Source organism: Streptoverticillium reticulum (assembly GCF_047456005.1).
Lineage (GTDB): Bacteria > Actinomycetota > Actinomycetes > Streptomycetales > Streptomycetaceae > Streptomyces > Streptomyces reticulum.
The window spans coordinates 2,729,819-2,741,565 of the sequence record NZ_CP179755.1; the positions used below are offsets into that span (position 1 = coordinate 2,729,819).

Here is an 11,747-nt window from a genome sequence, read left to right on the forward strand (position 1 = left end):
CTCCCGCTTTACCCGCCGGTAAGGGGCATCAGGGCACACTGAAAGGTGGACCTGGTGCCCCGCACCGTGTGACACACCCCCCGCAAGACGCGTACCACCGAGTACCACCGACCAGAGGAGCAGCCACGTGGCCATCTCCGTATTCGATCTCTTCTCGATCGGCATAGGCCCGTCCAGCTCCCACACGGTCGGCCCGATGCGTGCGGCACGGATGTTCGTCGGCCGCCTGAAGAACGAGGGCCTGCTCGCCCACACCGTCTCCGTGCGGGCCGAGCTCTTCGGCTCCCTCGGCGCCACCGGCCACGGCCACGGCACCCCCAAGGCCGTCCTGCTGGGCCTGGAGGGCCACTCCCCGCGCACCGTCGACGTGGAGATCGCCGACGACGAGGTGGAGCGCATCCGCACCACCAAGCGCCTCAAGCTCCTCGGCACCGAGATCGGCTCGGCCCACGAGATCGACTTCGACGAGTCCACCCAGCTGATCCTGCACCGCCGCCGCGCCCTGCCGTACCACGCCAACGGCATGACGCTCTTCGCCTACGACGAGGCCGGGGCGCCGCTGCTGGAGAAGACCTACTACTCGGTCGGCGGCGGCTTCGTCGTCGACGAGGACGCGGTGGGCCAGGACCGCATCGTCCTGGACGACACCGTCCTGAAGTACCCCTTCCGCACCGGCGACGAGCTGCTGCGGCTCTCCCGCGAGACGGGTCTGTCGATCTCCGCCCTGATGCTGGAGAACGAGAAGGCCTGGCGCACCGAGGACGAGATCCGCGAGGGCCTGCTGGAGATCTGGCGCGTGATGCAGGCCTGCGTCGCGCGCGGCATGTCCCGCGAGGGCATCCTGCCGGGCGGCCTGAAGGTCCGCCGCCGGGCGGCCAGTTCGGCGCGGCAGCTGCGCGCCGAGGGCGACCCGCAGGCCCGCGCGATGGAGTGGATCACCGTCTACGCGATGGCGGTCAACGAGGAGAACGCCGCGGGCGGCCGCGTCGTCACCGCTCCCACCAACGGCGCCGCCGGCATCATCCCGGCCGTCCTGCACTACTACATGAACTTCGTGCCGGGTGCGGACGAGGACGGGATCGTCCGCTTCCTCCTCGCCGCGGGCGCGATCGGCATGCTCTTCAAGGAGAACGCCTCGATCTCCGGCGCCGAGGTCGGCTGCCAGGGCGAGGTCGGCTCCGCCTGCTCGATGGCCTCCGGCGGCCTCGCCGAGGTCCTCGGCGGCTCCCCCGAGCAGGTCGAGAACGCGGCCGAGATCGGCATGGAGCACAACCTCGGCCTCACCTGCGACCCCGTGGGCGGCCTGGTGCAGATCCCGTGCATCGAGCGCAACGGCATGGCCGCGGCGAAGGCCGTCACGGCGGCCCGTATGGCCCTGCGCGGCGACGGCCGCCACCACGTCTCCCTCGACAAGGTCATCAAGACCATGAAGGAGACGGGCGCGGACATGAAGGTCAAGTACAAGGAGACCGCCCGCGGCGGCCTCGCGGTCAACGTCATCGAGTGCTGACGTCCGTCGCACCCTGACGGCGCCCGACGGCGTTGTCAGTGGTGCCCCGTACGCTCGAAGCCATGGGTTACGCAGACCTGCGCGAGCTGCAGAACGCGCTCAACACCGCTTCCGACATCGCCTTCTCCCTCGACGCCGCCGCGCCGGCCCCGCACGAGGCCGAGCAGCTGCTCGACGCCCTGCGCAGGGCGTCGGCCGCGGCGGCGGCGCTGGGGGCGGGCGCGGGGGCCACGGGCTGCACCGAGCACCCCAAGGGTGCGGTGGATCCGCTGTACGGGGACAAGGACGATCCGCTGCCGCCGGGCTGGGGCCGCTGTCTGCTGTGCAACGACCGGCGGCGCCGGGCGAACGCCGCGCAGCGGCGGGGCTGGCGCTGAGCGGTGCGCCCCGTCAGGGGCGCGGGGCTGTTGACATGTGCGGCTCCGCCGCGTGGGCGCGACCAGCCACCGACGGCCCGCAGTCGACGCACCACCCCAGGGGTCCGGGGCGAAGCCCCGAGCACCTCGACTGCGGGCGCGTCGTGGCTGATCGCGCAGTTCCCCGCGCCCCTTACGGGGCGAACATCCGCCGGACGTCTCCCAAGTACCGGTCCCAGTCCCAGTGCGGCCCCGGGTCCGTGTGTGTGGAGCCCGGCACGTCGACGTGGCCGATGATGTGGTCCCGGTTCTTCGGGATGCCGTAGCGGTCGCAGACGGCGGCGGTCAGCCGGGCCGAGGCGGCGTAGAGGGCGTCGGTGAAGTACTCGGGGCGGTCGATCCAGCCCTCGTGCTCGATGCCGATGCTGCGGGTGTTGTAGTCCCAGTTGCCCGCGTGCCAGGCGATGTCCTTCTCGCGGACGAACTGGCCGACGTAGCCGTCGGCGGAGGCCACCATGTAGTGCGCCGAGACACGGGAGTTGGGGTCCTGGAAGATTCTCCGGGCGTCCTGGAAGGTCTCCTGGGTCACATGGATCACGACGATCTCCACCGGATGGGCAGCGGGCCGGCGGGAGACCGTGAAGTCGGCCCGGGCGGCCGGAATCCAATGGGTCGGCGGGTAGGACAGAAGCGAAGCCACCAGACCTCCTTGCATAAAAATAGGCCGTTCCGCTGAATCATTCATGAATTGCAAGGCAAGTGTCGGAGCTCACCTTGGAATGAGCAGGGCTCGTTTTGGTATTGACTACCCGCGTCTGCCATAGTCGAAGCCACGACCCCCATTGACCCGGGCCAGGTCGTCATCGCGCCGCGGAATACACCCCACCCCTTTCCGCGGCCACCACGAAGAGGCCCCCGGCCCGTCGCACGACGACGGATGGGGGCCTCTTCGTGTTTCCGGCCCGTCTTCCGGCCCGGCGCCCGCCGGTTCAGCGGTCGGCCACCCGCATCTCGAACCAGGTCGTCTTGCCGCACGCGAGCAGGTCCACGCCCCAGCGGTCCGACAGCTTGTCCACCAGGAACAGCCCGCGCCCGCTGGTGTCCATCTCGCGCACCGGGATCAGACACGGCAGCCCGCGCGAGGGGTCGCGCACCTCGATGCGCATCCAGCCGCGCCGGCGCCGCATCCGCAGCCCGAAGTAGCGGGCGCCGGTGTGCCGGACGGCGTTGCCGACGAGCTCCGAGACGAGCAGCACCGCGTGTTCGGTGATCTGGGCGGTGAGCCCCCAGTGCCGCAGGCAGACGGTCTGGGTCAGCCGGCGGGCGGCGACGGCGGACCGGGGCTGGGAGGGCAGCCGGATCTCACCGGTCATCGGATTGCCGAACAGCTCCAGCGCCTTGAGCGCCAGTTCGTCCTCGACGTTCGGCGTCCACCGCACCGGGGTCGCAACGGCCCGCTGCCGCGGCTGCTCCATTCCCTCCAGGCCCGCCATGTCCCCCATCATGGCCGCCGTTTCGCCGCAAGGGATGAGGAACGGCCGGATCCGATTCGACGGAGGAGAGCCCTCCGGGCCGCCTCTGCGACATATGCCACTGGCTCCGGCACCCCAGGGAGAACCCAACTGACCTGCGGCGGACCGTGATACGGCACAGGGCGCCGAAGCCTTGGCGAAAGGCCGCCGGGAGCATGCGGACCCGTACCGGAATTCCCCCACAAGAGGCAACGCCCGGAGTACGGGACTCCGGGCGCATCCCCTCAACGGCCCGCGGTTCAGACGAACTTGGCCTTGCCGGGACCTTCCTCGACGAAGCTGCGCATACCGATCTCGCGGTCCTCGGTGGCGAAGAGCCCGGCGAACCAGGTGCGTTCGATGGTGAGCCCGGTGTCGATGTCGGTCTCCAGGCCCCCGTCCACCGCCTCCTTGGCGGCGCGCAGGGCGAGGGCCGGACCGGTCGCGAGCCGGGTCGCCCAGGCGTGCGCCTGCTCGTACACCTCACCGGCCGGCACCACGCGGTCGACGAGGCCGAGCGCGAGCGCCTCGTCCGCCTTCACCTGACGGCCCGTGAAGATGAGGTCCTTGGCCCGCGACGGGCCGATGAGCCGGGACAGCCGCTGGGTGCCGCCCGCGCCGGGGATGAGGCCCAGCAGGATCTCGGGCTGGCCGAGCTTGGCGTTCTCCCCGGCGATCCGGTAGTCGGCGCAGAGCGCGAGCTCGCAGCCGCCGCCGAGCGCATAGCCGGTGACGGCGGCGACGACGGGCTTGGGGATCCGGGCGACGGCGGTGAAGGCGTCCTGGAGGCCGCGGGACCGGACCACCATCGCGGCGTGGTCCATGTTCTGCATCTCCTTGATGTCCGCGCCGGCCGCGAACACCTTCTCCCCGCCCCACACCACGACGGCGCGCACGTCGTCCCGGTGGGTGACCTCCTCGGCCAGCTCGCGGAGCCGGTCCTGGGTGGCGACGTCCAGTGCGTTCATCGGCGGGCGGTCCAGGCGGATGGTGCCGACGCCCTCGGAGACCTCAAGATGCACAGTCATGGCAGCAGGTTAGCCCCCGTTAACGACGGTGGGCCCGGTGCACTTGGTCACAGTGCACCGGGCCCTACGAACAGCCGCCGGAAGGAACGTCAGCTGTCGGAGCCGCCGCTCGGGGCCGTCCACTGGGACCACGGCATGTTCCAGCCGTTGAGCCCGTTGTCCGGCTGGATCGTTTTGTCTTCGGAGTTCTTCACGACCACCACGTCGCCGATGAGCGAGTTGTTGAAGAACCAGGAGGCCGGCGTGGAGGGGTCGCCGCCGCCGCGCTCGTCGGACAGGCCGACGCAGCCGTGGCTGGCGTTCTCCGAGCCGAAGGTGCCCTCGCCGGACCAGTAGTTGCCGTGGATGAAGGTGCCCGAGTTCGACAGGCGCATGGCGTGCGGCACGTCGGAGATGTCGTACTCGCCGCCGAAGCCGACCGTGCGGCCGTCCATGCGGGTGACTTCGTCCTTCTCGCTGATGACCATCTGGCCGTTGTACGTCGAGTGGCCCGGGCCGCCGGCCGAGATCGGGATGGTCTTGAGGGTCTTGCCGTCGCGCACCACGGTCATCTGGTGGCTGCTCGCGTCGACCGTGCTGACCTGGCTGCGGCCGACGGTGAACTTCACCGTCTTCTTCTGGGTGCCGTAGACGCCCTCACGGCCCTGCACGCCGTCGAGGTCCATGCTGACCGTCACCTTGGTGCCGGCCGCCCAGTATTTCTCCGGACGGAAGTCGAGGCGGTCGTTGCCGAACCAGTGGGGCTTGATGTCCACGGCCGGCTCGGCGGTCACCTTGACGGCCTGCTGGACGGCCTTGGGGTCGGTGATGCCGCGGCTGAAATTGATCGATACGGGCATGCCCACGCCGACGGTGGTCCCGTCCTCCGGCTGGAAGTAGCCGACGAAGGTGTTCTGGGGCGTGAGGGTGGTGAAGACGGCGTGCTTGGCCGACTCGCGGCCCTTGTCGTCCTTCGCCACCGCGTCGACCGTGTACTTCGTGGAGGCGGCGAGGTGCCCGGAGGGCTCCCACGCCGAACCGCCGCCGGATATCTTGCCGTCGACCGCGTTGCCCTTCGCGTCGGCGACCTTCACCGAGGTGAGACTGCCCTTCTCCGCGGTGACCTTGAGCGCGCCGCTCGTGGCGACGTCGTTCGCGCCGTCCTTGGGCGCGATGTCCACCACAGCCACCGAGGCACCGTCGGCGGCCTTGCCGCTCGACTTCCCCCCGCCGTCGCCGTCCCCACCGCAGGCGCTGACCAGCGTCAGCACCGCTCCGATGAACAGTGCGGACAGGCCTGCCCGACGGCCCCGGCGCACCGGTATCGGCTGCACGTTCACAACGGTTGTCTCCCTTCGCATGGCGCACGGCCACGCGGCGCCCCCTGTGCGCGGCTCACGCGCATGTCGATAGATAACCACACGCCTTTGGCGACGCTGACCTAGCGAATGTCACCGTTCGGTCCCAAATGAGAGGGGTGATACGAACCGTGCGCCTGGGGTGAGGGAGGTGACTGAAGTGAAGCGGATGTTTCCGGACACGGTCACCAGGCGCGCAGCATATGTCGAGACGTCCGGCGGGTCGAACTCGGGGGCGAGCGAACGGGCGTGGCACCCGACGGGGCGGGGTCAGTCCCCGAGCGCCGACCCCGCACGCCACTCCTCCCAGGACATGTTCCAGCCACCCAGCCCGTTGTCCGGGGCCACGGTCCGCTCCCCGGAGTGGACGACCTCGACGACGTCGCCGATGAGCGAGGCGTCGTAGAACCAGCCCGCGGGGCTCGACGCGCTGCCGCCCTGGGTGTCGCGCAGTCCGATGCAGCCGTGGCTGGTGTTCAGGGTGCCGAAGGCCCCCGGCCGGGCCCAGTAGTTGCCGTGCAGGAACGTCCCGGACGCGGTCAGGCGCATCGCGTGCGGAACATCCGAGATGTCGTACTCGCCCCCGAAACCCACCGTTCCGCCGTTCATGCGCGTCACGTCGAACTTCTCGCTGATGACCATCCGTCCGTTGTAGGTCGCGTTGCCCGGGCCGCCGGCCGTGATGGGCAGCGTCGCCATCGACCGGCCGTCGCGGACGACTTCCATGCTGTGCCGGGCGGCGTCGACCGTACTGACCTGGCTGCGGCCGACGGTGAAGGTGACGGTCTTGTCCTGCGAGCCGTAGACGCCCTCGCCGCCGCGCACGTCGCGCAGCCGCAGGGCGAGGCTGACCTCGGTGCCGGGCTTCCAGTACGTGCGCGGCCGGAAGTCGAGGCGGGTGGGGCCGAACCAGTGCGCGGCGATCTCGGCCGGCGGGTCGGAGGTGACGCGGACGGCGCGTTCGACGGCGGCCCGGTCGGTGATGGGCCGGTTGAAGCCGAGCGAAACGATCATGCCGGTGCCCACGGTGCTGTGCGGCTCCGGCGTGAAGTACCCGATGAAGCGGTGCTCGGGCACATAGGTGGTGAACGTGGTGTGCCGGGCGGCGCGGTGACCGGAGACGTCACGGGCCACGACGTCCACGGCATAGCGGGCGGCCAGCCCGAGCGGGCCGGGCGCGGTGGGCCGCCAGGTGTGGCCGTCCGGGGTGATCCGGCCCGCCAGGGGGCGCTCCCCGCCGTCCTGGGTCTCGGTGACGTCCACCCGTTCCAGGGTGCCGTGCGGGACCCGCACCTCGAACCGGGCGTCCGCGGGGACGTCCTCCGCGCGGTCGCCGGGGACGACACGGATCAGCCCGGCGGTGGGGCGCGCGTCGTCGGTGAACGCGGTCCGCGGGGCGGCCGGGGTCACCGGGGAGACCGAGGTGCACCCGCCGAGCACGGCCAGGGAGGCGAGGGCCGCCGCCAGCACGGTCAGTCCCCGTGCCGCGCGCGAGAGTCCATGTGTCACACCGGGCCCAACGACGCTCTTCCTCCCGAGAAACGTCACTGCACTCGCTTGCTGCGGCCGATCACACGTGTGAGCGCATGCGTGGATCCGGGAAGAAACCGGGGAAGACCGGGAAAGAGCGCAATCGCCGGGCCCCCGGAAGGGACGCCGGGTGCCCGGAGCGCCGTCCCAGAGCCGCCGGAGGCGAACACGTGTCGAGCGCATCCGAGCAGAGCGCGTCCGAGCAAGAGGCGCGGCAGGGCGCCGAGTTCGGCCGGAGCCCCGCGCGGCTCCCCGCGGACGGGGGACGGCACGCCCGCGCGGCGGGCGTCAACGGCCGTCCCCGCCCGGCCGTCCCGGCCCCGGAGCCGGGGGCGCCGGTGTGGCCGGGCAGCCCCGAACCGCTCGGGGCGCACTTCACGGTGGACGCGCACGGCGTGGCGGGAACGAACTTCGCGCTGTGGGCCGGAGGCGCGGAAGCCGTCGAACTGTGCCTGTTCGGCGAGAACGGGACCGACGGCCCGGCGGAGGGTGAAACCCGTCATCCATTGACGGAGTTGACGGACGAGATATGGCACGGCTTCGTGCCCGGCGTCCTCCCCGGCCGCCGCTACGGCTACCGCGTGCACGGCCGCTGGGACCCCTGGACCGGCGCCCGGTGGAACCCGGCGAAGCTGCTCCTGGACCCCTACGCCCGTGCCGTCGACGGCGACTTCGGCGGCCCGCCGGGGCGCCCCCGCACCGCGCTCCCCGCCGAGGTCTACGGGCACGTGCGCGACTGGCCGCAGCAGCACGTGGCCGACACCGTGCGCGACGAGCGGGACTCCGCGCCCCACGTCCCCAAGGGCGTGGTGGTCGCGGACCGCGACGACCCGGCGGACGACCGCCGCCCCGGCACCCCGTGGGCCGACACCGTCGTCTACGAACTGCACGTGCGCGGCTTCACCATGCGCCACCCCGGCGTGCCCGAACGGCTGCGCGGCACCTACGCGGGCCTGGCCCACCCGGCGGCCGTGGAGCACCTGGTGCGGCTGGGCGTGACGGCCGTGGAGCTGCTGCCCGTCCACCAGTTCGCGCACGAGGACCACCTGCTGCGGCGCGGCCTGGGCAACTACTGGGGCTACAACTCCATCGGCTACTTCGCCCCGCACGCCGCCTACGCGGCCTCCGGCACGCGCGGCCAGCAGGTCGCGGAGTTCCGGCGGATGGTGCGGACCCTGCACGCGGCGGGCATCGAGGTCATCCTCGACGTGGTCTACAACCACACCGCCGAGAGCGGCGAGCTCGGCCCCACCCTCTCGCTGCGCGGCATCGACAACCGCCGCTACTACCGCCTCCAGGGCGACGCCCGCCGCTACGCCGACTACACCGGCTGCGGCAACACCCTGCACGTCGCCCAGCCCAACGTGCTGCGCCTGATAGCCGACTCGCTGCGCTACTGGGTGACCGAGATGGGCGTCGACGGCTTCCGCTTCGACCTCGCCGCGACGCTGGCCCGGGACATGCGCGGCACCGACGAGCCCGACATGCGCGCACCCTTTCTCGCCGTCGTCGCCCAGGACCCGGTGCTGCGCCGCGCCAAGCTCATCGCCGAGCCGTGGGACGTGGGGCCCGGAGGCTACCGGGTGGGCGCCTTCCCGCCGCCGTGGGCCGAGTGGAACGACCGCTACCGGGACGCCGTGCGCGACTTCTGGCGCGGCGCCCTGCCCGACGTGCGCGACCTGGGCTACCGGCTCGCGGGCTCCAGCGACCTCTACGCCTGGGGCGGCCGCCGCCCCCACGCCTCCGTCAACTTCGTGACGGCGCACGACGGTTTCACGCTGCGCGACCTCGTCAGCTACGACCGCAAGCACAACGAGGCCAACGGCGAGGGCAACCGCGACGGCACGGACGCCAACCGCTCGTGGAACTGCGGCGCCGAAGGGGAGACCGACGACCCGGACGTCCGCGCCCTGCGCCGCCGCCAGATCCGCAACCTGCTCACCACCCTCCTGCTGTCCACGGGCGTGCCGATGCTGGTGGCCGGCGACGAGATGGGCCGCACGCAGGGCGGCAACAACAACGCCTACTGCCAGGACAACGAGACCGGCTGGGTCGACTGGTCCGCACTGGAGGACCCCGGCTGGCGGGCCGTCGTCCGCCTCTGCTCCCGGCTGCTGGCCCTGCGCCGCACCCATCCGGTGCTGCGCAGCAGCGCGTTCTTCTCCGGCCGCCGGCAGAGCGCGCACGGCCTGCGGGACCTGGCCTGGTTCACGCCGGGCGGCACGGAGATGACCGAGGCCGACTGGTACGCCCCGACGGCCACCCTCGGCATGTACCTCTCGGGCCGCGACATCCCGCAGCGCGGCCCGACGGGCGGACCCGTCACGGACGACAGCTTCCTGGTGATCCTGCACGCGGGCCCCCGCCCGGTCCGCTTCCTGCTGCCGGGCCCGCCGTGGGCGGAGTCGTACGAACTGGTGGCGGACACCTCGCGGGAGGACCAGCAGACCGCTCCGGGCACCCGGCGCAGAGCGGGCGCGCGGACGGTGGTGCCCGCGCGTTCGGTACTGCTCCTGCGCGCGGTGCCGACGGGCCGGGGGGTGCGTGCGTAGCGGGCACCGGGAGCGTGCGGGCACGCGTCCCGCGCACGGACCGGCGCTCGCCACCGCCCGCGGACCCGGGGCGGACATCCCGGTGGGCGGTGTCAGTGGTGAACCGTAGTCTCGCACCTGATGACCGGAACCCGTGAGACGACCCGCCCGGCCGAACAGCGGTCGGCAGTAAGGTCGTTGCTGCGTCTGTGGCCCCATGTGCGGCCCGTGCACCGGCGGCTGGCCGCGGCCGCGCTGGTGACCGTGGCGGCCTCCTGCCTGAGCCTGGTGATCCCGCTCGCCCTGAAGTGGACCGTGGACGGCCCGATAGCGCGCCGCGAGCCGTCCGGGGTGTGGCTGGGCGGGCTGACGCTGCTGCTGGTCGGCTCCACCGAGGCGGGGCTGTTCGGGGTGCGCCGGCTGCTCGTGGCGCGGCCGCTGGCACGGGTCGAGGCGGACATGCGGGCAGCGCTGTACGCACATCTGCAGCGCCTGCCGGTCTCCTTCCACGACCGCTGGCCCTCCGGGCAGTTGCTCTCGCGCGGGACGACCGATCTGATGCTGGTGCGCATCTTCCTGGCGTTCCCGCTGACCTTCCTGTTGGTCAACGGGGCGACGGTCGTGGTGGGTTTCACCATCCTGCTGATGCAGGAGTGGCGGCTCGGGCTCGTTCTGCTCGCCCCGGTCGTCCCGCTGGTCGCCCTGTGCTGGTTCTTCGAGGAGCGCTACTCCCGGGCGGCGCGCACCGCGCAGGACCGGATCGGCGATCTGACGACCGTCATCGAGGAGAGCGTCCTCGGCATCCGCATCGTCAAGGGCTTCGGCGGCCACCCCGCCCTGCAACGGGCCTTCGGCACGCTGGCGGAGCGGCTGCGCGCCATCGAGCTGCACAAGGCCGCCCTGCTGGGCACGCTCTGGGCGCTCATCGTGATCCTGCCCGAACTGGCCGTCGGCACGGCCCTGGTGCTCGGCACGCTGCAGGTCGCCGACGGGCAGCTCTCCACGGGCACCCTGGTGGCGTTCCTGTCGACGGCGCTGGCGCTGCGCTGGCCGGTCGAGTCGATCGGCTTCCTGCTCGCCCTGACCAACGAGACGGCGACGGCCGCGGACCGCTTCTTCGAGGTGATGGACGTCGCGCCGCCCGCCGCCCGGGAGCCGCGGATCCGGCGGCAGCGCTGCGCGCCGCGCCGGCGTGACGGCGGACTGCGGCTGGAGGGCGTCGAGTTCCGCTATCCCGACGCGCCGCCCGGCGCCCCGCCCGTGCTGCGCGGGGTCGACCTGCACATCCGCCACGGCGAGACCATGGCCCTCGTCGGCACCACCGGCAGCGGAAAGACCACCCTGGTCTCCCTCATCCCGCGGCTCCACGAGGCGACCGCGGGCCGCATCACCCTCGACGGCACCGATGTCACCGCGGTGCCGCGCAGCCGGCTGCGCCAGTGGGTGGCCGTCGCCTTCGAGGAGCCGACGCTGTTCTCCGCCAGCGCCGGGGAGAACGTCCTCATGGGCGCCGACGACGCCGACGAGGAGGACCTCGACCGGGCCCTGGCCGTCGCCCAGGCCGGCTTCGTCCACGAACTGCCCGAAGGGCACCGCACCCAGGTCGGCGAGCAGGGCCTGAGCCTGTCCGGCGGCCAGCGCCAGCGGCTCGCCCTCGCCCGCGCGGTCGTCGGCAGCCCCCGCTTCCTCGTCCTCGACGACCCGCTCTCCGCGCTCGACGTGCACACCGAGGCCCTCGTGGAGAACGCGCTGCGCGAGGTCCTCGCCGACACGACGGCCCTGGTCGTCGCCCACCGCCCCTCCACGGTCCTGCTGGCGGACCGCGTGGCGCTGCTGTCGGAGGGGCGCATCACCGCCGTGGGCACCCACTACGAACTCCTCCACGGCAACCGGGAGTACGCCTCGCTGATGTCCGGACCGAAGGGCACCCCACGATGAACTCCC

General features: G+C 72.1%; 9 protein-coding genes. 4 read left to right on the forward strand and 5 right to left on the reverse strand.

Annotated features, from left to right (window positions below):
- Nucleotides 1-127 precede the first annotated feature (127 nt).
- Entirely contained in the window at nt 128-1,510 is a 1,383-nt protein-coding gene (locus ACMATS_RS12140) for an L-serine ammonia-lyase (RefSeq protein WP_336413483.1), read from the forward strand.
- 62 nt (nt 1,511-1,572) lie between these two features.
- A complete protein-coding gene (locus ACMATS_RS12145) occupies nt 1,573-1,887 on the forward strand; it encodes a hypothetical protein (RefSeq protein ID WP_336413484.1) in 315 nt (104 codons plus the stop codon).
- Nucleotides 1,888-2,059: 172 nt separating this feature from the next.
- On the opposite strand, the gene ACMATS_RS12150 is transcribed toward ACMATS_RS12145, so the two are convergent.
- The 5 genes from ACMATS_RS12150 to ACMATS_RS12170 form a co-directional block, all read right to left on the reverse strand.
- The gene (locus ACMATS_RS12150) at nt 2,060-2,581 is read right to left on the reverse strand and encodes an N-acetylmuramoyl-L-alanine amidase (RefSeq protein ID WP_414167899.1); all 522 of its coding nucleotides are present in this window, start codon (nt 2,579-2,581) and stop codon (nt 2,060-2,062) included.
- Between the two features lie 274 nt (nt 2,582-2,855).
- Nucleotides 2,856-3,359, reverse strand: coding sequence for an ATP-binding protein (locus ACMATS_RS12155; protein WP_390776633.1), 504 nt, complete (start codon nt 3,357-3,359; stop codon nt 2,856-2,858).
- Between the two features lie 278 nt (nt 3,360-3,637).
- On the reverse strand, nt 3,638-4,405 hold the full coding sequence (locus ACMATS_RS12160; protein WP_390776632.1) for an enoyl-CoA hydratase/isomerase family protein: 768 nt from the start codon (nt 4,403-4,405) through the stop codon (nt 3,638-3,640).
- Nucleotides 4,406-4,494: 89 nt separating this feature from the next.
- Nucleotides 4,495-5,745 carry a L,D-transpeptidase gene (locus ACMATS_RS12165; RefSeq protein WP_414167900.1) on the reverse strand — a complete coding sequence of 417 codons (1,251 nt, stop codon included), beginning with the start codon at nt 5,743-5,745 and terminating at the stop codon, nt 4,495-4,497.
- A gap of 267 nt (nt 5,746-6,012) precedes the next feature.
- The gene (locus ACMATS_RS12170) at nt 6,013-7,251 is read right to left on the reverse strand and encodes a L,D-transpeptidase (RefSeq protein WP_390776630.1); all 1,239 of its coding nucleotides are present in this window, start codon (nt 7,249-7,251) and stop codon (nt 6,013-6,015) included.
- Between the two features lie 191 nt (nt 7,252-7,442).
- On the opposite strand from ACMATS_RS12170, the gene glgX reads away from it, so the two are divergent.
- On the forward strand, nt 7,443-9,824 hold the full coding sequence (gene glgX, locus ACMATS_RS12175; protein ID WP_414167901.1) for a glycogen debranching protein GlgX: 2,382 nt from the start codon (nt 7,443-7,445) through the stop codon (nt 9,822-9,824).
- A gap of 120 nt (nt 9,825-9,944) precedes the next feature.
- Nucleotides 9,945-11,741, forward strand: a complete 1,797-nt coding sequence (locus ACMATS_RS12180) for an ABC transporter ATP-binding protein (protein ID WP_390776628.1) — start codon at nt 9,945-9,947, stop codon at nt 11,739-11,741.
- The last annotated feature ends 6 nt before the right edge of the window (nt 11,742-11,747 follow it).